This is a genomic window from Pseudomonas sp. DY-1 (assembly GCF_003626975.1).
Classification (GTDB): Bacteria; Pseudomonadota; Gammaproteobacteria; order Pseudomonadales; family Pseudomonadaceae; genus Metapseudomonas.
In genome coordinates, this window is the sequence record NZ_CP032616.1 from 4393970 (window position 1) to 4418520 (window position 24551).

Genomic DNA, 24551 nt, shown 5'->3' on the forward strand with positions numbered 1-24551 from the left:
GTCGACTCGGCTCTGCTCGGCAGGACCGAGGACTCCGAGCCAGAGCAGGGCGCCAGCGGCGGCGACGCCTGTCAGTGCGGCGAGCGCGCCGGGGAGCAGGTCGCCAGAGCCTTTGCGGGGGTGCCTGGAGTCGGTCGGCCGGCTGGCCACTCCGTGAGTGGTGGCGTCCTTGCTACTGCGCTTGAAGAGTTTCACTGAACGTCTCCTGGGCGGTTCGTCCTGGTGTGGTTCTATCAGTGGCTGCCGGTGTGACCGAAGCCGCCGGCGCCACGTTCGCTTTCGTGGAACTCGTCGACAAGTTCGAAGTGCGCCTGGACCACGGGCACCAGTACCAGCTGGGCGATGCGTTCACCAATGGCGATGTGGAAGGCAGTCTGGCCGCGGTTCCAGCAGGACACCATCAGCTCGCCCTGGTAGTCGGAGTCGATCAGGCCTACCAGGTTCCCGAGGACCACGCCATGCTTGTGGCCAAGGCCGGAGCGCGGCAGGACCAGCGCGGCCAGGCCTGGGTCGGCGATGTGAATCGACAGGCCGGTGGGAATGAGGATTGTCTGGCCCGGCTCTAGGATCACTTCTTCCTTGAGCATGGCGCGCAGGTCGAGGCCGGCGGAGCCTGGGGTGGCATATTGCGGCAGCGGGAATTCGCTGCCGAGACGGGAATCGAGGATCTTGGCTTGCAGTGAGTGCATGGAGTCTCAGGCCTGGTTGAGGCGGTCGGCGATGAAGGCGATCAGCTGGCGGGCGATCTTGCCCTTGCTGGTCTGGGCGAAGCTGGATTGGGCCAGGTCGCGGTCGATGACCGTGATGGCGTTTTCCTCACTGTTGAAGCCAATGCTTGGGTTGGCCACGTCATTGGCGACGATCAGGTCGAGGTTCTTGTCCTTGAGTTTTCGCGAAGCGTACTCGAGCAGGTTCTCGGTCTCGGCGGCGAAGCCCACGCTGAATGGGCGGTCGGTGCGGCCGGCGAGCGTCGCGAGGATATCGGGGTTGCGCACCAGCTGCAGCAGCAGGCCTTCGCCACTGGTCGGGTCTTTTTTCATTTTATGCTGTGCAACCACTTCCGGGCGGTAATCAGCCACGGCGGCGGCGGCGATCAGCAGGTCGCAGGGCATGGCCGCTTCGCAGGCAGCGAGCATGTCGCGGGCGCTGACGACGTCGATGCGGTTGACCCGGTCCGGCGTGGGCAGGTGCACCGGACCTGTGATCAGGGTCACCTTGGCGCCGGCTTCCACAGCGGCCTCGGCGAGGGCGAAGCCCATCTTGCCGGAGCTGTGGTTGGTGATATAGCGCACCGGGTCGATGTTCTCCTGGGTCGGACCGGCTGTAATCAGCACATGGCGCCCGGTAAGTGCCCGATGCTCGAAGCAATCGGCGGCGCGCTGGGCCAGTTCCTCGGCTTCGAGCATACGGCCCAGGCCAATATCGCCACAGGCCTGGCTGCCGGCAGCAGGGCCGAACAGTCGTAGCCCGCGCTTGGCGAGGAGTTCCAGATTGGCTTGGGTGGCCGGGTCGCGCCACATGGCCTGGTTCATCGCGGGAGCCAGGGCAACGGGCGCATCGGTGGCGAGCACCAGGGTGGTCAACAGGTCGTCCGCGACACCCTGTGCCAGGCGTGCCATCAGATCGGCAGTGGCCGGTGCGATCAGCACCAGGTCGGCCCAGCGAGCGAGCTCGATGTGCCCCATGGCCGCTTCGGCAGCGGAGTCGAGCAGCTCGAGGTGGACGGGATGCCCGGAGAGGGCCTGGAGGGTCAGCGGGGTGATGAACTCGCGGCCGCCCTGGGTCATTACCACGCGGACCTCGGCGCCCTGGTCGCGCAGTCGGCGAACCAGTTCAGCGCTCTTGTAGGCGGCAATACCGCCGCCCACGCCCAGAAGGATGCGTTTCCGATAGAGCCGCTGCATAGGCCTGCCTTTATGAGGTTGAAGATGTGCAGCGGCGAAGGCGCCTCCCCAGGCCGATCGCCGCGCAAAAAAGGTGGGTTAAGATAGCACAGCGACCGCACTGGAACAGCGGCGCGGCTCAACCATGGAGGTGTCATGAGCATCCGCAATTGGCCCGCGGCGGAACGTCCGCGGGAGAAACTTCTTGAACTGGGCGCGGCGGCCCTGAGCGACGCCGAGCTCCTTGCCATTTTCCTGCGTACCGGGGTGGCTGGCCGCAGTGCCGTCGACCTGGCGCGCCATCTGTTGAACGACTTTGGCAGCCTGCGCGCGTTACTGGAGTCCGAGCTGCAGGAGTTCAGTCAGCACCTTGGTCTGGGGCCGGCCAAGTTCGCCCAGTTGCAGGCCGTCCTGGAAATGGCCCGCCGCCACTTGGCCGAGGGGCTGCGCCGCGACTCTGTATTGGAAAGTCCCCAGGCGGTGCGCGATTTCCTCAAGGCGCAGCTGCGCCATTCGCATCACGAGCAGTTCGCGTGCCTGTTCCTCGATACCAGGCACCGGGTGCTGGCTTTCGAAGTGTTGTTCCACGGCACCATCGATGGCGCCAGTGTCTACCCCCGCCAGGTGGTCAAGCGGGCCCTGGCGCACAACGCGGCGGCCTTGATCCTCAGCCACAACCATCCTTCAGGTGTCGCCGAGCCCAGCGAAGCGGATCGTCAACTGACTCGGCGCCTCAAGGAAGCGCTGGCGCTGATCGATGTGCGAGTGCTCGACCACTTCATCGTTGGCGATGGCGAGCCACTGTCGATGGCGGAGTGGGGCTGGATCTAGTCCAGCTTCACCTTTGAGAAGTCCTGTCGGCCAAAGGGACTGACCTGATAGCCATCGACGTTTGCGCGGGTCAGGGCGAAGGCCGTGGGGTGGGCGAGGGGCAGCCAGAGTGCCTGCTCGCGGATGATCTGCTGTGCCTTTGTATAGAGGCTGGTGCGCTCAGTCAGGTCGGTATGGCTCTTGCCGTCGGCGATCAGCTTGTCGAGCTCGGCATTGCAGTAACGCGCGAAGTTGAGCCCGGATTGAACCGAGGCGCAGGAAAACTGTGGGGTGAGGAAATTGTCCGGGTCACCGTTGTCGCCAGCCCAGCCCATGAACAGCAGATCGTGTTCGCCCGCCTTGGCGCGGCGGATCAACTCGCCCCATTCGATCACGCGGATCTCGGCCTGAATGCCCACCTTGGCCAGGTCGGCCTGCAGGAGTTGGGCGCCCAGGCTGGGGTTTGGGTTGAGCAGGCTGCCGGAGGGACGGGTCCAGATGGTGGTCTTGAATCCGTCCTTCAGACCCGCCTCGGCAAGCAGCGCCTTCGCTTTCTGCAGGTCGTTAGGGTAGGCCGGCAGGTCCTTGGCGTAGCTCCAGGTGTTCGGCGGGTACGGACCATCGGCTGCGGTGGCGCTGCCTTCGAATACGGCCTTGATATAGCTCGGCTTGTCGAAGGCGAGGTTGATCGCCTGGCGGACTTCGGCCTTGTCCAGCGGCGGATGCTGGCTGTTGATGCCGACGAAGGCGGTCATGAATGCGGGGGTCTGGATCACCTTGATGTTCTTGTCGCTGGCTGCTGAATTCACATCCAGGGGCTTGGGTGAAAGGGCGACCTGACATTCGCCGCGACGCAGCTTCTGCAGGCGTACGTTGGCGTCCGGGGTGATGGCGAAGACCAGTCCGTCGATACCCGGCTTGCCACCGAAGTAATCAGGGTTGGCTGCGTAGCGCACGGCGGCGTCCTTCTGGAACCGGCGGAAGACGAACGGGCCGGTGCCAATAGGTTGGGCGTTGAGCTTCTCGGGCGTCCCCGCGTTCATCAACTGGTCGGCATACTCGGCCGAATAGATGGAGGCGAAGCCCATGCTCAGGGTGGCCAGGAAGGTGGCGTCCGGCTTGTTGAGGGTGAATCGGACCTGCTGGTCGCCCAGCTTGTCGATGCTCTTGATCAGGCCAGGCAGCTGCATGGACTGGGCATGGGGGAAGCCGCTCTGGGCGACCTTGTGCCAGGGATTGCTCGGGTCGAGCATGCGCTGGAAGCTGAACACCACGTCATCGGCTGCCAGCGGGCGGCTCGGCTTGAAGTAGTCGGTCGAGTGGAAGGCCACGTTCCTGCGTAGCTGGAAGGTGTAAGTCAATCCGTCGGCGGAGACGTCCCAGCGTTCGGCCAGGCCTGGCACCAGCTTGCTGTCCTGCGCGTCGAACTCCACCAGGCGGTTCATCAGCACGTCGGCCGACGCGTTGGTGGTGGTCAGGGAGTTGTACTGCACCACGTCGAACCCCTCGGGACTGGCCTCGGTGCAGACGCTCAACGTGGCGGCCTGGGCGAACAGCGGGACGAAAAGCAGCGGGAGGGCGGCGAAACGCATGGCAAGCTCCTTTGCATGGGCGGGTGGGCCCGCGAAGGGCCAAAGGCCTTACCCTAGACCAAGCCAGGTCAGCTAACAATTGGTGGTGGCGACGAGCGGTCGCCTCGTCGGAGCCCCCTTGGTGCGGCGGCACGGGTATGATTGCGGCATTCCCGAGCCTGTGGGTAAATCGCTACGTCCCTTGCTGCACTAGGGTCTTTCTGATATAAAGCAGCGCTCTTTTCTGGGGGCCCGGTCTTTCGCAGTCAATATGCGGCCGGTAAGACCCCGACGAGACGGGCGTTCAAGCGCCCAAAATGTGAGAGTTCAAGCGGCCAACCCATGCCGGGTTGGGCATGTGGTTTAGAGGGCTGAGTCATGTCGAGAGTCTGTCAAGTAACCGGTAAGGGTCCGGCTACTGGGAACAACATTTCCCACGCAAACAACAAAACCCGTCGTCGTTTCCTGCCGAACCTGCAGCACCATCGCTTCTGGGTCGAGTCCGAGAAGCGCTTTGTACGTCTGCGCGTTTCCGCCAAGGGCATGCGTGTAATCGACAAGCGCGGCATCGACGTAGTTCTGTCTGAACTGCGCGCCCGCGGCGAAAAGGTTTAAGGAGCTAATCATGCGTGAACTGATCCGTTTGGTGTCCAGCGCCGGTACCGGCCACTTCTACACCACCGACAAGAACAAGCGCACTACTCCCGACAAGATCGAAATCAAGAAATTCGATCCGGTCGTGCGTAAGCATGTGATGTACAAGGAAGCCAAGATCAAGTAATTGATCCGGCCCTTGTCGAGAAAGCCCGCCTTGTGCGGGCTTTTTCATGCCCGGAATTTAGCTGCCAGGCAAGAACCACAGGACGGGCCCGGTGGCGCTCCACTCAAGCCGCCCAACGGGGAGCTTCTACCGCGGCCATAAAAAAGCCCGCACTAGGCGGGCTGAAGGGTGACATCGGATAAGGCAGGTTTAGCGGGCGGCCTGCTCGAAGATCACGTAGACCTTGCGGCAGGGCTCAAGGACTTCCCAGGTACCGGAAAAGCCGGCCGGGATGACGAAGCGGTCGCCAGCCCGAACGGTCTTGGCGTTGCCGTCCGCATCGCGGATCACCGACACGCCCTGGAGAATCTCGCAGTATTCGTGCTCGCTGTAGCTCACCGTCCAGTGACCCGCGGCGCCTTCCCAGATCCCCACGTTGAACTGGCCGCATGGGCTGCCGTAGTGGTTGCGCACGCTCTGCTCCGGGTGTCCCTTGAGGATCTTCTCGGGGGCCGGGCGGTAATGCTCCGGTGCGGTGGTGGCCTGGGCGAAGTCGACAATCTGCTGGATGTTCATTTTGCGGTCCTTGTTCAGACGGCCTTGCGGATGGAGTCGGCGAGCTTGCCGACGAGAATGTCGATCTGTTCCTTCTCCACGATCAGCGGCGGCGACATGGCGATGGTGTCGCCAGTGACGCGCACCATCAGGTCATCGTGGAAGCACTGTTCGAATACCTGGAAGCCTCGCTTGCCGACGCCTTCGGCGCCTGGAGCGAGCTGTACGCCTCCGACCAGGCCGACGGCTCGGATGTCGATTACGTTTGGCAGGTCTCGCAGGCTGAGCAGTGCATCCTGCCAGTAGCCTTCCAGCGCGACAGCGCGCTCGAACAGGCCCTCGCCCTGGTAGATATCCAGGGTTGCCAGGGCGGCGGCGCAGGCCACCGGATGGCCGGAATAGGTATAGCCGTGGAAGAACTCGATGGCACTTTCCGGACCTTGCATGAAGGCTTGGTAAATAGTCTCGGCGACGAACACCGCGCCCATGGGAATGGCGCCATTGGTCAGGCCCTTGGCGCAGGTGATGATGTCCGGGGTAACGCCCCAGCGCTGGGCGGCGAAGGCTTGCCCGACACGACCGAAGCCTGTGATGACTTCGTCGAAGATCAGCAGGATGCCGTGCTTACGAGTGATCTCGCGCAGGCGTTGCAGGTAGCCCACCGGCGGCAGGATCACGCCGGCCGAACCGGACATGGGTTCGACGATCACCGCGGCGATGTTCTCGGCGCCATGCAGGGTCACCAGGCGCTCCAGTTCGTCGGCCTTCTCGATACCGAATTCCGGCAGGCCCCGGCTGAAGGCATTGCGCTGGATGTCCAGGGTGTGCGGCAGGTGATCGACGTTCGGCAGCAGGGCAGGGAAGGCCTTGCGGTTGTTGACCATGCCACCGACAGAAATGCCGCCGAATCCGACGCCGTGGTAGCCCAGCTCGCGGCCGATCAAGCGGGTGCGGGTACCCTGGCCGATGGCGCGCTGGTAGGCCAGGGCGATCTTCAGTGCGGTATCCGCCGACTCCGAGCCGGAGTTGGTGAAGAACACCTTGTTGAGACCTTTGGGGGCGATATCGGCCAGGCGTTCAGCCAGTTCGAAGGGCAGGGGGTGTCCCATCTGGAAAGTCGGTGCGAAATCCAGCTTGGCAATCTGTTTGCTCACCGCCTCGGTGATTTCGCGGCGTCCGTGGCCGGCGTTGCAACACCAGAGCCCGGCAGTACCGTCGAGGACCTGGCGGCCATTGGTGCTGGTGAAGTACATCCCTTCGGCGCTTTCCAGCAGGCGCGGCTTGGCCTTGAACTGACGGTTGGCGGTGAAGGGCATCCAGAAATCATCAAGACTGTTGGATATTCTGTCCGGTTGAGGCGCGTAGGCGTTTGTCATTGTGACCACCAGAGAAGGCAAGGTGTGGTGTTGTAGTGATTTTGCCGGAGTCTATGTTTAATATAACGAACATGACAAGGCTGTTTGGCCGGCAACTGTAAAATATATTGAAAAGGCTGGGCTCTCTGGTTTAGGGTTGCGAAGATGGCCAGATATAGGTCGGCCTTGCAGAATTTTTGACAGTGCATGCCTGAGCTGGCGGCACTCTTCTAATAAGAGGAAAGCTCCGATGACCACCCTGACCCGTGCAGACTGGGAACAACGCGCCAAGTCCGTGCAGATCGAGACCCGCGCCTTCATCCATGGCGAATACACCACCGCCGTTTCCGGCGAGACCTTCGATTGCATCAGCCCGGTCGATGGTCGTCTGTTGGGCAAAGTAGCCAGCTGTGATCTGGCTGATGCCGAGCTGGCCGTGAAAGATGCCCGCGCCGTGTTCGAGTCCGGTGTGTGGTCGCGTCTGGCGCCGGTCAAGCGCAAGGAAGTGATGATTCGCTTCGCCGACCTGATCGATGCCCACGCCGAAGAGCTGGCCCTGCTGGAAACCCTGGACATGGGTAAGCCGATCAGCGACTCCCTGAGCGTTGACGTCCCGTCCGCATCCCGCGCCATCCGCTGGAGCGGTGAGGCCATCGACAAGATCTACGACGAAGTCGCTGCCACCCCGCACAACGAGCTGGGTCTGGTAACCCGCGAGCCGGTGGGCGTGGTCGCTGCGATCGTGCCGTGGAACTTCCCTCTGCTGATGACCTGCTGGAAGCTCGGCCCGGCCCTGTCCACCGGCAACTCGCTGGTGCTCAAGCCGTCTGAAAAGTCGCCGTTGACCGCCATTCGTCTGGCCCAGCTGGCCATCGAGGCCGGTATCCCGGCTGGCGTGCTGAACGTGCTGCCGGGCTTCGGCCACACCGTGGGCAAGGCCTTGGCCCTGCACATGGATGTCGACACCCTGGTGTTCACTGGCTCCACCAAGATCGCCAAGCAACTGATGATCTACGCTGGCGAATCCAACATGAAACGCGTCTGGCTGGAAGCCGGCGGCAAGAGCCCGAACATCGTCTTCGCCGACGCCCCTGACCTGCAGGCCGCCGCCGAAGCCGCTGCCGGCGCCATCGCCTTTAACCAGGGCGAAGTCTGCACCGCGGGTTCGCGCCTGCTGGTAGAGCGCTCCATCAAGGACAAGTTCGTGCCGATGGTGGTCGAGGCGATCAAGGCCTGGAAGCCAGGCAACCCGCTGGACCCGGCGACCAACGTCGGCGCCCTGGTGGACACCACCCAGATGAACAACGTCTTGTCCTACATTCAGGCTGGCCATGATGACGGCGCCAAGCTGGTTGCTGGCGGCAAGCGTGTGCTGGAAGAAACCGGCGGCACCTACGTCGAGCCGACCATCTTCGACGGCGTGGACAACGCTATGCGCATCGCCAAGGAAGAAATCTTTGGCCCGGTGCTCTCGGTCATCGCCTTCGACAGCGAAGAAGAAGCGGTCGCCATCGCCAACGACACCATCTACGGCCTGGCCGCGGCGGTGTGGACCAACAACCTGTCCCGCGCCCACCTTGTCGGCAAGGCCCTGCGCGCCGGCAGCGTCTGGATCAACCAGTACGACGGCGGCGACATGACCGCGCCCTTCGGCGGCTTCAAGCAGTCCGGCAACGGCCGCGACAAGTCGCTACACGCCTTCGACAAGTACACCGAGCTGAAATCCACCTGGATCAAGCTCTAAGTTCCAACTGAGGTCCGCCCCCATCATTCGGGGGCCGGCTCTTCGAGCCACGCCTGCGGCCGGGTTTCCAGCGATGGAACCCGGCCGTTTTTGCTTTGCCCCACACGGAAAGGGAGGACATTGGCAATGCGTTGGGGAACCTATTTCGCCGTTTGCGGTGCGGTCATCAGCATCGGCCTCGCCTTGGGTGTGACCATGCCGCTTGTCTCTTTGCGGCTGGAGAGCTGGGGCTACGGCAGCTTTGCCATTGGTGTCATGGCGGCGACCCCGGCGGTAGGTGTTCTACTTGGAGCGGTGATCGCTGGACGCTTGGCCGCCCGCTTCGGCACTACGACCCTGATGCAGCTCTGCCTGCTGGTGGGCGCATTGTCCGTGGGCTTACTGGCGCTGGTTCAGGTTTATCCGGTCTGGCTGTTGCTACGGTTGTTGATCGGTGTTGCCCTGACCGTGGTGTTCATCCTCGGTGAAAGCTGGATCAACCAACTGGCAGTGGAAGAGTGGCGCGGCCGCCTGGTTGCCCTTTATGGCACCGGCTACGCCCTGAGCCAATTGTCTGGCCCGCTGCTGCTCACGGCACTCGGTACTGGCAATGACCTCGGCTTCTGGACCGGCACCGGTCTGCTGGTCGGTGGTTCCCTGCTGCTGCTCGGCCGTACTGGCGCGCCCAGTGTCGACGCCCATAGCGCTTCGGGGCGCGGTCTCTGGTCCTTCTGTGCACGCTTGCCGACCATCGCCTGGGCGGTCGTGCTGTTCGCCGCCTTCGAAGCGATGATGCTGACCTTGTTGCCGATCTATGGCCTGCGCCAGGGGTTCACCCAGGAAGTGGCCTTGTTGATGGCCAGTGTGGTGGTCGTGGGTGATGCCGCCCTGCAGCTCCCCATCGGCTGGCTGGCAGACCGCATGTCCCGCCTCAGTCTGTTTCGTGCCTGCGGCGTCACGCTGCTGGCGAGCAGCCTGGCCATTCCGATTCTGCTGCATACGCCGCTGATCTGGCCGATCTGGGTGCTGTTCGGGGCCAGCGCGGGTGGGCTCTTTACCCTGGCGCTGATCCTGATCGGCGAACGCTATCGGGATGACGAGCTGGTGCGAGCCAACGCCCATATCGCGCAGCTCTGGGGGATCGGCTGCCTGATCGGGCCACTGGTAACCGGTGCGGCAAGCCAGTGGATAAGTGGCCACGCACTGCCGCTGATGATGGCCTTGGGCGCAGCGGGTTTCGTCTGGTTGGCCTGGACCCGCGAATTGTTCGAGGACGGCGCCGAGGCTGTTCCCGACTGAAATCCGGATGAGGCAGAGCAAAGCGAAACCCATCGCGGTGGAACGGCCAATTGATGGGGTTCGCAGTTCGGGCCAAGCCTGATTGATGCAGTGGGATCAGGCGATCCCCACGGCTTCCTTCATCCGGTACCAGAGCATGCCGAGGGCCAGCAGCGGTGAACGCAGATGGCGACCACCCGGGAAAGTGATGTGCGGCACTCTGGAGAAGATGTCGAAACCGTTGCTCTGTTCGCCGCAGATGGCCTCTGCCAGCAACTGTCCGGCCAGGTGAGTGGCGTTCACGCCGTGACCGGAATAGGCCTGGGCGAAGTAGACATTGGGCTGGTCGGGCAGCTTGCCGATCTGCGGTAGACGGTTGGCGCCGATGCCGATCATGCCGCCCCAGTGGTAGTCGATACGCAGGTTCTCCAGTTGCGGGAATACCTTGAGCATCTTCGGTCGCATGTAAGCGGCGATGTCCGCCGGGTCGCGCCCCGAATAGTGGCAAGCACCGCCGAACAGCAGGCGTTTGTCAGCGGAAAGGCGGTAGTAATCCAGTGCCACGCGTTGGTCGCAGACCGCCATGTTCTGCGGCAACAGTTGATGGGCAAGATCGGCGGACAGGGGCTCGGTGGCGATCACGTAGCTGCCGGCGGGGAGCACCTTGCCACCGAGGGTGGAGTTGAGGTCATTCATGTACGCGTTGCAGCCCAGTACCAGGGTCTTGGCGCGGACGTGTCCCCGGGCGGTATGCACCTTCACCTCGGGGCCGTAGTCGATCCGGGTGACGGCGGAATGCTCAAACAGGCGCACGCCAAGGGAATGTGCGGCAGCGGCCTCGCCCAGGGCGAGGTTCAGCGGATGCAGGTGGCCGGAACCCATGTCGACAAGGCCGCCAACGTAGCGGTCCGAGCCGACCACGCTGCGCATCTCATGGGCTTGCAGCAGGCGCATTTCGTGGCGATAGCCGAGGCCTTTCAGCTCTTCCATGTCTTCGGCGAAACCCGCGAGGTCGCGTGGCTTGTTGGCCAGATCGCAGTAACCCCAGGTCAGGTCGCAATCGATGGAGAACTCCGCGACACGGCGGCGAACGATCTCCACCGCTTCCAGGCCCATCAGCTTGAGCGAACGCACGCCCTCGGCGCCGATCACCGACTCGAACTGCTCGACACCATGGCCAACGCCGCGGATCAATTGCCCGCCATTGCGTCCGCTGGCGCCCCAGCCGATCTGCCTGGCTTCCAGCAGCACCACGGAACGACCGCGCTTGGCCAGTTCGATCGCCGTGTTCAGCCCGGAGAAACCGCCACCGACAATGCACACATCGGCCACCTCCTCTCCCACCAGGGGCGGGTGCTCGATGCGCCGGTTGGCGGTCGCTGCGTAATAGGAAGGGGCGTGCTGTTCGGTGTGCACCGGGATGCGAACGCGGGCGTTCATGTGCGAAATCCTGATTTTATTGTTTGGAAAATTTGACGCCCGGGCAGCATAAGGCGAACCCCCGAGCTATGCCAAGGGGTTCGGAACGCTCGTAACAAATCAGTCGGGAATCGGCAGGTTCAGTGACTCTTTCACTTCTTCCATGACGATGTAGGACTTGGATTCGCGCACGTGGGGCAGTTTCAGCAGGATGTCTCCGAGCAGCTTGCGGTAGGAGGCCATCTCGTTGATCCGCGCTTTCACCAGATAGTCGAAGTCACCCGAGACCAGGTGGCATTCCAGCACATGGGGAAGCTTGAGGACGGCGCGGCGAAAGTCTTCGAAGGTGTCGCCGGACTTATAGTCCAGGCTGATCTCGACGAATACCAACAGGCTTGCCTTGAGGTGCTGCGGGTTCAGGCGGGCGTTGTAGCCGAGGATGATGCCCTCGCGCTCCAGGCGGCGCACACGCTCGGTGCAGGGCGTAGTAGACAGCCCCACGCGCTCGCCCAGCTCGGTGAAGGAGATCCGGCCGTCTTCCTGCAGGATTCGTAAAATATTCCGGTCTATCTTGTCCAGTTCACGACGGGATTGGTGCTGGGTGCGCATGGTGGATGCCCCTCCGTTGAAGCGCATTCTGCCGAGAATTATCGCCAAATATCCCTATCTATATAGTGAATATCACTGGGTTTGTCTCCCTATACTTCGCGCCAACGACGCTCAAAATAACAAACGCAGCGGAATCCCCGTTGCGAATGGAGACAGACATGCGAGTAATGGTCCTTGGCAGTGGCGTGATCGGTACGACAAGCGCCTATTACCTGGCCCAAGCAGGGTTCGAGGTGGTCGTGGTCGACCGCCAGAACGCCGTGGCCATGGAAACCAGCTTCGCCAACGCTGGCCAGGTTTCCCCCGGTTATGCATCGCCTTGGGCGGCGCCCGGCGTGCCGCTGAAGGCCGTCAAATGGATGCTGCAGCAGCACGCGCCGCTGGCCATCCGTACCACCAGCGACATCGATCAGTACCTGTGGATGACGCAGATGCTGCGCAACTGCACCGCCGCCCGCTATGCGGTGAACAAGGAGCGCATGGTGCGTCTGTCCGAGTACAGCCGCGATTGCCTCGACGAACTCCGTGCTGAAACCGGCATCAGCTATGAAGGCCGTGCGCTCGGTACCACCCAACTGTTCCGCACCCAGGCTCAGGTCGATGCTGCCGCCAAGGACATCGCCGTACTCGAAGCGTCCGGTGTGCCCTACGAACTGTTGGATCGTGATGCCATCGCCCGCGTCGAACCGGCCCTGGCCAACGTCAAGCACAAGCTGGCCGGCGCCCTGCGCCTGCCCAACGACCAGACCGGCGACTGCCAGATGTTCACCACCCGCCTCGCCGAGATGGCGGAGAAGCTGGGCGTGGAATTCCGCTTCGGTCAGAACATCGAGCGCCTGGACTTCGCTGGTGACCGCATCAACGGCGTGTGGATCGATGGCAAGCTGGAAACCGCAGACCGCTACGTGTTGGCGCTGGGCAGCTATACCCCGCAAATGCTCAAGCCGCTGGGCATCAAGGCGCCGGTCTATCCGCTCAAGGGGTATTCGCTGACCGTGCCGATCACCAATCCGGCCATGGCTCCGACCTCGACGATTCTCGACGAGACCTACAAGGTCGCCATCACTCGCTTCGACAACCGCATCCGCGTGGGCGGCATGGCCGAGATCACCGGCTTCAACCTGGACCTGAATCCGGCTCGCCGCGACACCCTGGAGATGATTACTGCCGACCTCTACCCGGAAGGCGGCGATCTGTCCCAGGCAGTTTTCTGGACCGGCCTGCGCCCGGCGACCCCGGACGGCACGCCGATCGTGGGTGCCACTCCGTTCCGCAACCTGTTCCTCAACACCGGGCACGGCACCCTGGGTTGGACCATGGCCTGCGGTTCCGGCCGCCTGCTGGCTGACCTGATGGCGCGCAAGCGTCCGGAGATCAGCGCAGAAGGCCTGGATATCTTCCGCTACGGCAATTCCAAAGAGACCCCGAGCAATGCCAATCCAGCGCCTGCGCACTGAAACCCGTTACAGCGAAATCGTCATCCACAACGGCACGGTCTACCTGGCTGGCCAATTGGATGAGAAGCACAGCGCGGGCGTCGGCCAGCAGACTCGCGAAACCCTGGCCGCGATCGACGCGATGCTGGACGAAGCCGGTACCGACAAGAGCCGCATCCTGTCGGTGACCATCTACCTGAGGGACATGGCGGCGGACTATGCCGCGATGAACGCGGTGTGGGATGCGTGGGTGCCTAAAGGCGCCGCTCCGGCCCGTGCCTGCGTCGAGGCGAAGATGTACTCGCCCGATGTACTGGTAGAAATGACAGTCGTCGCCGCTCTTCCTTAAGTTTCTTGCTCAGCCCGGCGTTCGCGCCGGGTTTTTTCCACCCGATCAAATAGAAGAAGCCCTCGCCATGCGTCCCGCCCGTGCCCTGATCGATCTTGAAGCCCTGCGTCATAACTACCGCCTGGCCCGCGAAGTCAGCGGAGCCAAGGCGCTCGCCGTGGTCAAGGCTGATGCTTATGGTCATGGCGCGGTGCGCTGCGCCCTGGCGCTGGAATCCGAGGCCAATGGTTTCGCGGTGGCCTGTATCGAGGAGGCGCTGCAACTGCGCGCGGCCGGCATCCGCAAGCCGATCCTGCTGCTGGAAGGTTTCTTCGAAGCTGATGAACTGGAGCTGATCCAGGAGCACGACTTCTGGACCGTGGTGCACTCCAGCTGGCAGTTGGAGGCGATCGAACGCACCAACCTGCACAAGTCGCTGACCGTATGGCTCAAGCTGGATTCGGGCATGCACCGCGTTGGCCTGCACCCGGCCGAGTACCGTGATGCCTGGCAGCGCCTGCAGGCGAGTGGGAAGGTCGAGAAGATCGTATTGATGAGTCACTTCGCCCGCGCCGATGAACTGGATTGCACCAGCAGCGTTAAGCAGGTGGCCGTTTTCGAGCAGGCCCGCGCCGGGCTCGAGGCCGAAGTCAGCCTCCGAAACTCCCCGGCTGTGCTGGGCTGGCCGCAAGTCCCAAGTGATTGGGTGCGACCTGGGATCATGCTCTACGGTGCGACGCCCTTTGAGCAGCCCAATTCACTGGCGGAGCGCCTGAAGCCGGTGATGACCCTTGAGTCGAAGATCATCAGTGTGCGCGAGCTGCCTGCGGGCCAGCCGGTTGGCTACGGCGCCAAGTTCGTCACCGAGCGCCCGACTCGTGTCGGTGTGGTCGCTATGGGATACGCCGATGGCTATCCGCGCCATGCGCTCACCGGCACCCCGGTGAGCATCGATGGACGGCCGAGCCGTCTGATTGGCCGGGTCTCTATGGACATGCTCACGGTTGACCTCACCGATCTGCCCGATGCAGGCCTGGGCAGCCGCGTCGAACTCTGGGGCAATGAGGTTCTGGCCAGTGAAGTGGCCGCGCACGCCGGCACCATTCCCTACCAGATATTCTGCAACCTGCGCCGGGTGCCGCTCGTCTACAGCTGATTTCAATTTCACGGCGAACTGATCGGTATATTGATCATTTCGCCGACATTACCTGTTATTTTCCCGACGTTCTCCAGTGCTCACCTGGGGAGGGTAAAGTTCGTCCCGGATCAACAGCCGAAGTGTTGTAAATACTGAACGCTGTTGCCATGATACGGCGACCGTGACTACCCCTGATCCCCAAGGAGGATCCCGCCATTGGACGTCGGCGTTCGACTGCAAGCCATCCGTAAGCTGAAAGGCCTGTCCCAGCGTGAGCTCGCCAAGCGCGCGGGTGTCACCAACAGCACGATTTCCATGATCGAGAAGAACAGTGTCAGCCCTTCCATCAGTTCGCTGAAGAAGGTGCTGGGGGGTATTCCCATGTCGCTGGTGGAGTTCTTCTCCCTCGATCTTGAGCAGGAAAACCAGGTCCAGGTGGTTTATCGGGCATCCGAACTCACCGATATCTGCAGCGGTGCCATCACCATGAAGCTGGTGGGCAAGGCCCACCCAAGCCGCGCCCTGGCGTTCCTCGACGAGACCTATCCGCCAGGTTCCGACACGGGCGATGAGATGTACGCCCATGAAGGAGAAGAGGCCGGCATGCTCGTGGAAGGCCGCTTGGAACTGACCATCGGCAGTGAGGTGTACGTTCTCGAGCCTGGCGACAGCTATTACTTCGAAAGCAGCAAACCGCACCGCTTCCGCAACCCGTTCGATGCCCCGGCACGCCTGATCAGCGCGACCACCCCGGCGAACTTCTGAATTCCATTACCGCCACGCACATTTCCCTGCGACAAGTTGGGTTGTTTCAGCGCGGCGGACTAACCGTATATACTTCCGCCCGCTCGCGAAACCGTGGCCGCGGGCGATACTAGCCACGATGAGGGTGTAAGGGTGAACCTAATCAAGAAGATGCTGGCGGCCCATGCTGCCGTATTGGCCCTGTGGGCTGTTAGCGCCCAGGCCGCGACCGACGACGCCATTGCCGAGCGAATCAAGCCGGTAGGCGAGGTCTGCGTACAGGGTCAGGAATGCAAGGGCGTTGGCGCCGTAGCAGCCGCTGCTGGCGGCGGTGCGCGTACGCCGGACGACATCATTGCCAAGCACTGTGGCGCTTGCCACACCGCTGGCGTGCTAGGCGCACCGAAGATCGGTGATACCGCTGCCTGGAAAGAGCGTGCTGACCACCAGGGCGGTCTCGACGGCATCCTGGCCAAGGCCATCACCGGCATCAACAGCATGCCGCCGAAAGGCACCTGCGCTGACTGCACCGATGATGAGCTGAAAGGCGCCATCAAGAAGATGTCCGGCCTGTAACAGCGCCGACATCAATGAAAAAGCCGCCCAAGGGCGGCTTTTTCATGTCTGCTCGCTGCGACCTGTTGTCGCAGCTACTGGTCTTCCCGCTGTGGGTGGCGGATTCATTCCGCGGGGCCGGCCGAACTCAGTCCCGTCGGTTGGGTAGAGCAAGGCGGAACCCAGCCTTCGGCAGCACGTAGTCCTGCTTGGCGAATGAATTCGCCCCACAACATGGCGAGCCGATCGCGGGTCAGTCGAGGAAGGCGACCTGGCCGTCGGCAAGCGATGCGACGCGTGCGAGGGACTCGATCCGATAGCCTTCGCTTTCCAGCAGTGCGCGGCCTTCCTGGAAGGACTTCTCGATCACGATGCCGAGCCCGGCGACGTTGGCGCCGGCCTGCTGGATCAGGTCGATCAGAGCCTTGGCGGCGTGGCCGTTGGCGAGGAAGTCGTCGATCACCAGCACGTTGTCTGCGGAGGTCAGGTGCTTGGCCGAGATGGCGATGGTGCTCTCGGTCTGCTTGGTGAAAGAGAACACCTTGGAGATCAGCAGATCGTTCTTCAGGGTCAGCGACTGGAACTTGCGGGCAAAGATCACCGGCACGCCCAGTTCCAGGCCAGCCATCACCGCTGGCGCGATGCCGGAGGCCTCGATGGTGACGATCTTGGTGACGCCCTGGCCGCGGAACCGCTCGGCGAACTCATGGCCGACCTGCTGCATCAGGCGCGGATCAATCTGGTGGTTGAGGAAGGCGTCGACCTTCAGTACCTGGTCGGACAGGACAATGCCTTCTTCACGAATCTTCTGTTTCAGCGCTTCCACGCCAGTACCCTCATGTATGGCCCGGTCTGCGCCGGGATATTGATTACGACTTCTTCAGCATGGCACGGATGTCGGACAGGGCTGTGTTGCCGCGCGCGGCCTTCACCTCCACTGGTGCGTCGTCCATGCCTTCCCATTCCAGGTCTTCCTGGGGCAGTTCTTCCAGGAAGCGGCTGGGGGAGCAATCGATGATCTCGCCGTACTGCTTGCGCTTGGCGGCGAAGGTCATGGCCAGGTTCTGCCGCGCGCGGGTGATGCCCACGTAGGCCAGGCGGCGTTCTTCTTCGATGGTGTCCGCTTCGATGCTGGAGCGGTGGGGGAGGATGTCCTCTTCCACGCCCATGATGAAAACGTAGGGGAACTCCAGGCCCTTGGAGGCATGCAGGGTCATCATCTGCACACCGTCGGCACCTTCTTCTTCCTCCTGCTGACGCTCGAGCATGTCGCGCAGCACCAGTTTGGCGATGGCTTCCTCGATGGTCATGCCGCCTTCTTCATCGCGCTCCAGAGTGTTCTTCAGGGCATCGACGAGGAACCAGACGTTGCCCATGCGGAAGTCGGCGACCTTGTCGCTGGAGGCGTTCTGGCGGATCCAGTTTTCGTAGTCGATGTCCATCACCATGCTGCGCAAGGCGGCGATGGGATCGTTCTGCGCGCATTGCTGGCGCACGCCGTCGATGAAACGCTTGAAGCGCTGCAGGCGCTCGGTGAAGCGGCTGTCGAGGTGCTCGGACAGGCCCATCTCGTCGCACGCGGCGAACATCGACACGCCGCGCTCGGTGGCGTAGTTGCCGAGCTTCTCCAGGGTCGTGGAGCCAATTTCCCGGCGCGGTACGTTGATCACCCGGAGGAAGGCGTTGTCGTCGTCCGGGTTCACCAACAGGCGGAAGTAGGACATCAGATCCTTCACTTCCTGGCGACCGAAGAAGCTGGTGCCACCGGACAGCCGGTAGGGAATCTGGTGGTGCTGGAGCTTGAGCTCCATCAGCTTGGCCTGGTGGTTGCCCCGGTAGAGGATGGCGAACTCGCTGTAGGGCCGCTGGGTGCGCAGGTGCAGGGTGAGGATTTCCATGGCGATGCGCTCGGCCTCGGCATCCTCGTTGCGGCAGCGGATCACCCGGATCGGATCGCCCACGCCCATTTCGCTCCACAGCTGCTTCTCGAACACGTGGGGGTTGTTGGCGATGAGGATGTTCGCGCATTTGAGGATGCGGCTGGTGGAGCGATAGTTCTGCTCCAGCATCACCACCTTCAGCGACGGGAAGTCTTCCTTCAGCTGCATCAGGTTTTCCGGCCGCGCACCACGCCAGGCGTAGATCGACTGGTCATCGTCGCCGACCACGGTGAACTGGGCGCGATGCTGCACCAGCAGTTTCACCAGCAGGTACTGGCTGGCGTTGGTGTCCTGGTACTCGTCCACCAGCATGTAGCGCACACGGTTCTGCCACTTTTCCAGGATGTCGGGATTGTCCTGGAACAGCTTCACCGGCATCAGGATCAGGTCGTCGAAGTCCACCGCGTTGTACGCCTTGAGCGTGCGCTGGTAGTGCAGGTAGACGACGGCAGCGGTCTGCTCCTTCGGGTTGCGCGCCTTGGCCAGCGCCTCCTCCGGCAGGATCAGGTCGTTCTTCCAGTTGCCGATGTAGCCCTTGATCTCGTCGACGCCATCATCCCCGGCATATTCCTTCTGCATGATGTCAGTCAGCAGCGCCTTGATGTCCGACTCGTCGAAGATCGAGAACCCGGGCTTGAAGCCCAGGCGCGCGTGCTCCTTGCGGATGATGTTCAGGCCGAGGTTGTGGAAGGTGGAGACCGTCAGGCCCTTGCCTTCGCCGCCGCGCAGTAGTGTGCTGACGCGCTCTTTCATTTCGCGCGCCGCCTTGTTGGTGAAGGTCACCGCGACGATGTATTGCGCGCGGATTCCGCACTGCTGCACCAGGTAGGCGATCTTGCGGGTGATCACGCTGGTCTTGCCGGAGCCGGCGCCGGCGAGCACCAAAAGCGGACCACCGACGTAGTTCACGGCTTCCTGTTGCCGAGGGTTGAGTCGGGACATGCTGGGGCTGGATCAAGGCGAATGGCCGCGCATTCTATCAGGCCGGCCGGGTTGTACCGAAGTACCTCTGGGCAACTGTGATGCAACCTCGATTGCTGGTGAGTTGCCCTTGGAAATTTCCACGCAGCCAGTACGATGTTGCTGTCTTCATCGGCGAATTGGTGAAGTCCGCGCAGGGATGCGTGGTAAGAGCGACGCCGAAATGGCGCAGCCTGGCGCGAAAGCGCCGAAGAATCTGTGACCCCGGGGAGGTCATTTGTCCGCGCTCGTCGAGCCCCTGCGCATGCTCCTGCTGGCGGAATCGCCGGCCTGGGCTGAATTGCTTCGCGAACTCATGGCTGCGATGGGCAGCGCATCCTCCCTGATCACCGCCACCTCCTGGGACGTGGCAAGCAGCCTGGCCGACGAACTCGATTGCGCCCTGGTGCTCTGTACCCCGCGCCTGCTGCCTTCGGCCGGGCGCTGCTCACTGCCGATCATCCTGCTGCTGGAAGAAGAGCCCGCCGAAGCCCCCCAGGGAGTCAGCGACTGGCTGGTTCGCGAGCACCTGGGCCCAGACACGTTGCGCCGCACGCTGCGGCACATCCGTGAGCGGCGGAACCTGCAGCACGCCCTGGAACGTCTGGCCGAGCAGGACCCGCTCACCGGAATCGCCAACCGCCAGGGCTTCCAGACCCTACTGGCCGCGCGCCTGGTGGAATACGAAGGGCGTGGCCTGGCCCTCGGCCACCTGGACCTGGACAACTTCCGCCATGCTAACGACGCCCTCGGCTACCAGGCCGGTGATCGCCTGATCCTCCAGGTGGTGGCGCGGCTCAGGGCGCAATTGCGCGCCGGTGACCAGCTGGCGCGCCTGGGCAGTGACGAGTTCGGTCTGCTGCTGGATACCCGACGCGATCCAGCGCGTGCGGTGCGGGTCGCTGAACGTATCGCCGAGGCTCTGGCCGAACCCTACCAAGTAGACGGCGAGAGCCTGCTGCTGGGCTGCAGCCTGGGGCTGGCCTACGCCAGTACCAGCGAGGGTGCCGATCCGTTGATGTGGCATGCCCACATCGCCATGCAACAGGCCAAGGCCAGCCAGGGTTGCACCTTCCATGTCTTCGATGAGCGCATCAATCGCAGTGCCCGCAGTCGCGCCGATCTGGAGAGCGAACTGCGCCGTGCGTTACGCCGGGACGAACTGGAACTGCACTACCAGCCGCGACTGTGCCTGGAGACCGGCAACATCCTTGGGCTGGAGGCTCTCGTGCGCTGGCGCCACAACGAGCGCGGCCTGCTTACGCCCAACGAATTCGTACCGTTGGCTGAGGAAAGTGGCCTGATCGTGCCATTGGGCTACTGGGTGATCTCCCGCGCCCTGCGCGACATGCAGTGGCTGCGGGGGCGAGGGCTGCCGCCGTTGCACATGGCGGTGAACCTGTCGTTCCGCCAGTTCCAGGACAGCCAATTGCTATCCACGCTAAGCCGGCTGATCCGCGAACGCGGGGTCGATGCGCGCTGGCTGGAGTTCGAACTGACCGAAACGGCGGTGATGCGCCGCAGCGAGCAGGTGCGTCAGACCATGGATGCATTGGGGCATCTGGGTGTGCGTTTCTCCCTCGACGACTTCGGTACCGGCTTCTCGTCCTTCGTTCACCTCAATAGCCTGCCCATTGCGCTGCTGAAGATCGACAAAAGCTTCGTTGGCGGCATGCATGACCGCCCCGAGAACCGCCAATTGGTGAAAGCCATGATCAACCTGGCGCAGAACCTCAAGTTGGAAGTGGTGGCCGAGGGTGTGGAAAACGCCGAGCAGCTATCGCTGTTGCGCCAGTTCGGCTGCAATCAGGTCCAGGGCTACTGGATCAGTCGACCACTGCCACTGGCCGAGCTGGCGCGATTCCTGGTGTTCGGCGCGCGCCAGGCGCTGATTGCCCGCCAGGAACCCTGAGCCAGCTGCGCGCCGACCTTGCAGGGGCGATATCAATCGCCAAGCGGGTCGCAGGTTTGCACGAGGGCAGCTTCGCCGCCCCTGGCGAATGAATTCGCCCCCACAGGCTCTGGCTGCAACAGCCGCGCAGTTTTCCATTCGAAACCCAGCGTCAGCCCCAGCGCTGCGCACGCCAGCCCCAGCGCGAGACCCCACCAGACTCCGGTCGCGCCCCAGCCCAGGGGGAAGGCCAGCAGCCAGGCTGTCGGAGCGCCCACCAGCCAGTAGCAGCCAAGGCCGACCAGGAAAGTGGTCTTGGCGTCCTTGAGGCCACGAATGGCGCCCATGGCGATGGTCTGGATGCCGTCGAACAGCTCGAACCAGGCCGCCACCGCCAGCAGGCTCACCGCCAGTTGCACGATGCCGTGGAACTCCGGGGCATGGCGGTCGAGGAACAGGCCCACTACCAGCTCCGGCGCGACCCAGAACAGCACCGCGAAGGCGAGCATGCAGCCGGCGCCGAAACCGATACCCAGGCGCCCGGCGCGGCGCGCTTCCTCAAGCCGACCAGCACCAAAATGCTGGCCGATGCGGAAGGTCACCGCGTAGGAAATCCCCACCGGAACCATGAAGGCCACGTACACCGACTGGATGGCGATTTGGTGCGCCGCCAACTGAGTGCTGCCCAGGGCGCCCATGCACAGGGCGGCGAAGGCGAACAGGCCGGACTCCACCGCATAGGTGCCGCCGATGGGCAGGCCCAGGCGCACCAGTTCGGCCAGCGCCTCGCGGGATGGCCGTTGCAGACCCTTGAGCAGCGGATAGGCCGAATAGGCCGGGTTGCGCACGATATGCCAGGCGAGCAACAACGCCATCGCATTCATCACCACGGCAGTCACCAGGCCAATGCCCGCGAGGCCCATTTGCGGCAGGCCGAACATACCGTGGATCAGCGCGTAGTTGAGGAGGAAGTTGGTCAGCGCCCCACCAATGCTGATGGCCATGACCGGTCCGGGTCGGCCGATGGCGCTGGTGAAACCGCGCAGGGCCATGAAGCCGAGATAGCCGGGCAGGGCGAAGACCAGCGTGGAAAGGAACTGCATGGCGCCTTCCACGCTTTCTGGCGCCTGGCCGAAGGCGAGCAGGATAGGCTTGAGATTCCACAGCAGCAGGCCCGCGCCCAGGGCCATGGCGAAGGCCAGCCAGAGGCCGCTCTGGGTCAAGCGGGTAGCGCCGACTTTGTCGTCGGCGCCGTGGCGGATGGCGACCAGATTACCCACGGCGGCAATCACGCCGACACAAAAAATCGACACGAAGGAGTAGCTGGCAGCACCCAGGCCACCACCGGCCAGGGCTTCGGGGCCGATCAGGCCCATCATCACGGTGTCGGTGAACACCATCACCACATGGGCCAGTTGGGCCGCGATCAGCGGTCCGGCCAGGCGCAGTATGGCGACCAGTTCATTGCGTATGCTCTGCGGCATGAGTAAGGCTCACTGTCTCGGAGGGCGGGCCAATTCCCTTGGCCAGCTTTGGATTCAGCAATTCTCCGAGCCTTGAACCTGCAGCACAAAAGGAAAAAAATGATGCCATCCATGACTTTGACTCATAGGTAAAGGCATATGTCGCGCCGCCTGCCCCCGCTCTACGCCCTGCGCGCCTTCGAGGCTGCCGCCCGTCACGCTTCCTTTACCCGCGCTGCCGAGGAGCTGGCCATCACCCAGAGCGCGGTCAGCCGGCACATCCGCACGCTGGAAGATCACTTCGCCTGCCGATTGTTCGAGCGCCAGGGGCGCAATCTGCAGCTCACCGAGCCGGCGCGCATGCTGCTGCCCGGCCTGCGGGATGGTTTCGATGCCCTGGAGCGCGCCTGCATCACGCTGCGGATCGACGACGCCACCCTGCGCCTGAAGGCGCCTTCGACGCTCACCATGCGCTGGTTGCTGTCGCGCATCAGCCGCTTCCGGCACCTCAATGACGACATCGAGGTGCAACTGACCAGTGCCTGGATGGATGTGGACAAGGTGGATTTTCAACATGAGCCGTTCGATTGCGCGGTGCTGCTCAGCGACGGTCACTTCAGCCAGGACTGGGAAGTGACCCTGCTCTTCAGCGAATGGCTGATACCAGTGTGCGAGCCATCGCTGGTCGCTGAACCCTGGGACCTGGCGCGGCTGAAAGGAACCGAACTACTGCACCCGACGCCGGACCGCCGCGACTGGCGTCGTTGGTTGCAGCGCATGGGGCTGGGGGAGGAGGTCTCCCTCAAGGGAGGGCAGGTGTTCGACACACTGGAGCTGGGCATCGTCGCCGCCGCGCGCGGCTATGGCGTATCCATCGGTGACCTGGTGATGGTGGCGGAAGACGTTGCCGGGGGGCGCATCGGCCTGCCCTGGCCCACGGCGGTGGCCAGTGGCGATAGCTACTACCTGGTCTGGCCCCGCGCCCGCAGCGGCCAGGACCGCCTGCGGCGCTTGCGTGATTTTCTGCAGGCGGAGGTGGCGGCTATGCAGCTTCCGAAGGTGGAGCTGCTGGGCTAGCTGGCTGTTGAAAAGCGACCTTTGTTGCCGAGGCCGAAACCAACTGCCGGGGGCGCGCCGACTTCATCAAGCTCACCGATAACTCAGGGTGAACGTCGCGTGGCCGTTGGCAAATCCCGGCACGATGGTGGGTTGCGTCTGGATGAAGCGTGCGGAGAGGGGAATGGTGAGTCTCTGATTGCCGATCCCCTGGCCATTGGGGACCGGCCACTGGTTCTCGTTGCCCGATTCGCTCGAGTCCGGGCCGTACCTGACCGGCTGGGTGCCGTTGAGCACTTGGATGGCGACGCCAGAAGCGGTGGAGCTGGGGGCAAGGCTCAACTGGTCCGTTCGATTGGCGGGGGCGGTCTGGTCGGTCATCGTCATATACAGGTTGGTTGTCACGCCTTCCACACCACCGGAGCATTCCAGCGTGATGGCAAACGTTTTTTCGGGCGATGTTGAACCGACTCCTGTGAAGATTGAGGTGCTGACCTTCTCAAGTGGGACGTCGAGCGTCTTTTGCGTGGCGTTGCAGGTGGGTGTCGTGGGCTTGATTTCAAGGCTGTTGCCCGACCATGAGTAAATCACCTCGTCCTCATAATCAGTGAACCGACGGGCAAACTCCCCGGAGAGTTTTCCGCCACCGGTAATCGGGCCTGTTTTGACCAGTTCGAGTGTGATTGGATGAGGGTATACGCTCTCGCTCCAGATCTGTGATTTGCACTGCCCCGGCCAATAGCCGGTATAGCAAACAAATGGGGACTTCAAGCGGAAGCTGATACCTGGGATGCCGGAAGCGTAGAGCTGATGACCTGTCGATGGGGTCGTGCCCTCCATATAGATGCTAGTGATGGCGACAAAGCATTTTTGGGGCTCTACGCGTTGCGGAGAAACATCGCCGGTCCAGAAAGTAGTGTTGTTGGGGACGCTCGGGTCGACAGTGATTTCCGGCGGTCCTGCCATGTAGAACCTGTAGGGGCCATCGGGACATCTAGCTGCCATGGCCGTCGAGGGTAGGGTGCCCAGGGACAAGGCGATGCTGGCCCAGAACAGCGTGTCAGTACATCTACTCAT

23 protein-coding genes are annotated in these 24551 nt (G+C 63.0%); 12 read left to right on the top strand and 11 right to left on the bottom strand.

What is annotated here, in order from left to right:
* Positions 1-233: 233 nt before the first annotated feature.
* Both dut and coaBC read right to left on the bottom strand, forming a co-directional pair.
* Positions 234-689, bottom strand: coding sequence for a dUTP diphosphatase (gene dut, locus D6Z43_RS20755; RefSeq protein ID WP_120653940.1), 456 nt, complete (start codon positions 687-689; stop codon positions 234-236).
* Between the two features lie 6 nt (positions 690-695).
* Positions 696-1904, bottom strand: coding sequence for a bifunctional phosphopantothenoylcysteine decarboxylase/phosphopantothenate--cysteine ligase CoaBC (gene coaBC, locus D6Z43_RS20760; RefSeq protein ID WP_120653941.1), 1209 nt, complete (start codon positions 1902-1904; stop codon positions 696-698).
* 135 nt (positions 1905-2039) lie between these two features.
* On the opposite strand from coaBC, the gene radC reads away from it, so the two are divergent.
* On the top strand, positions 2040-2714 hold the full coding sequence (gene radC, locus D6Z43_RS20765; RefSeq protein WP_120653942.1) for a DNA repair protein RadC: 675 nt from the start codon (positions 2040-2042) through the stop codon (positions 2712-2714).
* On the opposite strand, the gene D6Z43_RS20770 is transcribed toward radC, so the two are convergent.
* Entirely contained in the window at positions 2711-4285 is a 1575-nt protein-coding gene (locus tag D6Z43_RS20770) for an ABC transporter substrate-binding protein (RefSeq protein ID WP_120653943.1), read from the bottom strand. The two genes, radC and D6Z43_RS20770, sit on opposite strands and share 4 nt — an antisense overlap.
* A gap of 357 nt (positions 4286-4642) precedes the next feature.
* On the opposite strand from D6Z43_RS20770, the gene rpmB reads away from it, so the two are divergent.
* Both rpmB and rpmG read left to right on the top strand, forming a co-directional pair.
* On the top strand, positions 4643-4879 hold the full coding sequence (gene rpmB, locus D6Z43_RS20775; protein WP_077525540.1) for a 50S ribosomal protein L28: 237 nt from the start codon (positions 4643-4645) through the stop codon (positions 4877-4879).
* Between the two features lie 10 nt (positions 4880-4889).
* Positions 4890-5045 carry a 50S ribosomal protein L33 gene (rpmG, locus tag D6Z43_RS20780; RefSeq protein WP_003464575.1) on the top strand — a complete coding sequence of 52 codons (156 nt, stop codon included), beginning with the start codon at positions 4890-4892 and terminating at the stop codon, positions 5043-5045.
* Between the two features lie 189 nt (positions 5046-5234).
* Here the strand turns inward: rpmG and D6Z43_RS20785 are convergent, their stop codons facing one another.
* Both D6Z43_RS20785 and D6Z43_RS20790 read right to left on the bottom strand, forming a co-directional pair.
* On the bottom strand, positions 5235-5600 hold the full coding sequence (locus tag D6Z43_RS20785) for a cupin domain-containing protein (RefSeq protein ID WP_120653944.1): 366 nt from the start codon (positions 5598-5600) through the stop codon (positions 5235-5237).
* Between the two features lie 14 nt (positions 5601-5614).
* Entirely contained in the window at positions 5615-6955 is a 1341-nt protein-coding gene (locus tag D6Z43_RS20790) for an aspartate aminotransferase family protein (RefSeq protein WP_120653945.1), read from the bottom strand.
* Positions 6956-7184: 229 nt separating this feature from the next.
* On the opposite strand from D6Z43_RS20790, the gene D6Z43_RS20795 reads away from it, so the two are divergent.
* Both D6Z43_RS20795 and D6Z43_RS20800 read left to right on the top strand, forming a co-directional pair.
* Entirely contained in the window at positions 7185-8678 is a 1494-nt protein-coding gene (locus tag D6Z43_RS20795) for an aldehyde dehydrogenase (protein WP_120653946.1), read from the top strand.
* 126 nt (positions 8679-8804) lie between these two features.
* Positions 8805-9956: an MFS transporter gene (locus D6Z43_RS20800; protein ID WP_120653947.1), complete on the top strand. Its 1152-nt coding sequence runs from the start codon at positions 8805-8807 to the stop codon at positions 9954-9956.
* A gap of 96 nt (positions 9957-10052) precedes the next feature.
* Here D6Z43_RS20800 and D6Z43_RS20805 read toward each other — a convergent pair whose 3' ends face one another.
* Both D6Z43_RS20805 and D6Z43_RS20810 read right to left on the bottom strand, forming a co-directional pair.
* On the bottom strand, positions 10053-11375 hold the full coding sequence (locus D6Z43_RS20805; RefSeq protein ID WP_120653948.1) for an FAD-binding oxidoreductase: 1323 nt from the start codon (positions 11373-11375) through the stop codon (positions 10053-10055).
* Positions 11376-11474: 99 nt separating this feature from the next.
* The gene (locus D6Z43_RS20810; protein ID WP_016495366.1) at positions 11475-11963 is read right to left on the bottom strand and encodes an Lrp/AsnC ligand binding domain-containing protein; all 489 of its coding nucleotides are present in this window, start codon (positions 11961-11963) and stop codon (positions 11475-11477) included.
* Positions 11964-12121: 158 nt separating this feature from the next.
* On the opposite strand from D6Z43_RS20810, the gene dadA reads away from it, so the two are divergent.
* The 5 genes from dadA (at position 12122) to D6Z43_RS20835 (ending at position 16185) form a co-directional block, all read left to right on the top strand.
* Positions 12122-13420: a D-amino acid dehydrogenase gene (gene dadA / locus D6Z43_RS20815; RefSeq protein ID WP_120653949.1), complete on the top strand. Its 1299-nt coding sequence runs from the start codon at positions 12122-12124 to the stop codon at positions 13418-13420.
* The gene (locus D6Z43_RS20820; protein WP_120653950.1) at positions 13395-13748 is read left to right on the top strand and encodes a RidA family protein; all 354 of its coding nucleotides are present in this window, start codon (positions 13395-13397) and stop codon (positions 13746-13748) included. Before dadA ends, D6Z43_RS20820 begins: the two co-directional genes overlap by 26 nt.
* A gap of 67 nt (positions 13749-13815) precedes the next feature.
* Complete coding sequence (gene alr, locus D6Z43_RS20825) at positions 13816-14883, top strand: alanine racemase (protein ID WP_120653951.1); 1068 nt, start codon at positions 13816-13818, stop codon at positions 14881-14883.
* 198 nt (positions 14884-15081) lie between these two features.
* Positions 15082-15630: a cupin domain-containing protein gene (locus tag D6Z43_RS20830; RefSeq protein WP_120653952.1), complete on the top strand. Its 549-nt coding sequence runs from the start codon at positions 15082-15084 to the stop codon at positions 15628-15630.
* 132 nt (positions 15631-15762) lie between these two features.
* Positions 15763-16185, top strand: a complete 423-nt coding sequence (locus D6Z43_RS20835) for a cytochrome c5 family protein (protein WP_069086241.1) — start codon at positions 15763-15765, stop codon at positions 16183-16185.
* A gap of 232 nt (positions 16186-16417) precedes the next feature.
* On the opposite strand, the gene D6Z43_RS20840 is transcribed toward D6Z43_RS20835, so the two are convergent.
* Together D6Z43_RS20840 and rep are read right to left on the bottom strand one after the other, a co-directional pair.
* On the bottom strand, positions 16418-16990 hold the full coding sequence (locus tag D6Z43_RS20840; protein WP_120653953.1) for a xanthine phosphoribosyltransferase: 573 nt from the start codon (positions 16988-16990) through the stop codon (positions 16418-16420).
* 43 nt (positions 16991-17033) lie between these two features.
* Positions 17034-19046 carry a DNA helicase Rep gene (gene rep, locus D6Z43_RS20845; RefSeq protein ID WP_120653954.1) on the bottom strand — a complete coding sequence of 671 codons (2013 nt, stop codon included), beginning with the start codon at positions 19044-19046 and terminating at the stop codon, positions 17034-17036.
* 256 nt (positions 19047-19302) lie between these two features.
* On the opposite strand from rep, the gene D6Z43_RS20850 reads away from it, so the two are divergent.
* Positions 19303-20976, top strand: a complete 1674-nt coding sequence (locus tag D6Z43_RS20850; RefSeq protein WP_120653955.1) for a bifunctional diguanylate cyclase/phosphodiesterase — start codon at positions 19303-19305, stop codon at positions 20974-20976.
* A gap of 32 nt (positions 20977-21008) precedes the next feature.
* On the opposite strand, the gene D6Z43_RS20855 is transcribed toward D6Z43_RS20850, so the two are convergent.
* Positions 21009-22439 carry a NorM family multidrug efflux MATE transporter gene (locus D6Z43_RS20855; RefSeq protein ID WP_120653956.1) on the bottom strand — a complete coding sequence of 477 codons (1431 nt, stop codon included), beginning with the start codon at positions 22437-22439 and terminating at the stop codon, positions 21009-21011.
* 138 nt (positions 22440-22577) lie between these two features.
* Between D6Z43_RS20855 and D6Z43_RS20860 the strand changes: the two genes are divergently transcribed.
* Positions 22578-23495 carry a LysR substrate-binding domain-containing protein gene (locus D6Z43_RS20860; protein ID WP_120653957.1) on the top strand — a complete coding sequence of 306 codons (918 nt, stop codon included), beginning with the start codon at positions 22578-22580 and terminating at the stop codon, positions 23493-23495.
* A 72-nt stretch (positions 23496-23567) separates the two neighbouring features.
* On the opposite strand, the gene D6Z43_RS20865 is transcribed toward D6Z43_RS20860, so the two are convergent.
* Positions 23568-24551: a fimbrial protein gene (locus tag D6Z43_RS20865; protein WP_162945860.1), complete on the bottom strand. Its 984-nt coding sequence runs from the start codon at positions 24549-24551 to the stop codon at positions 23568-23570.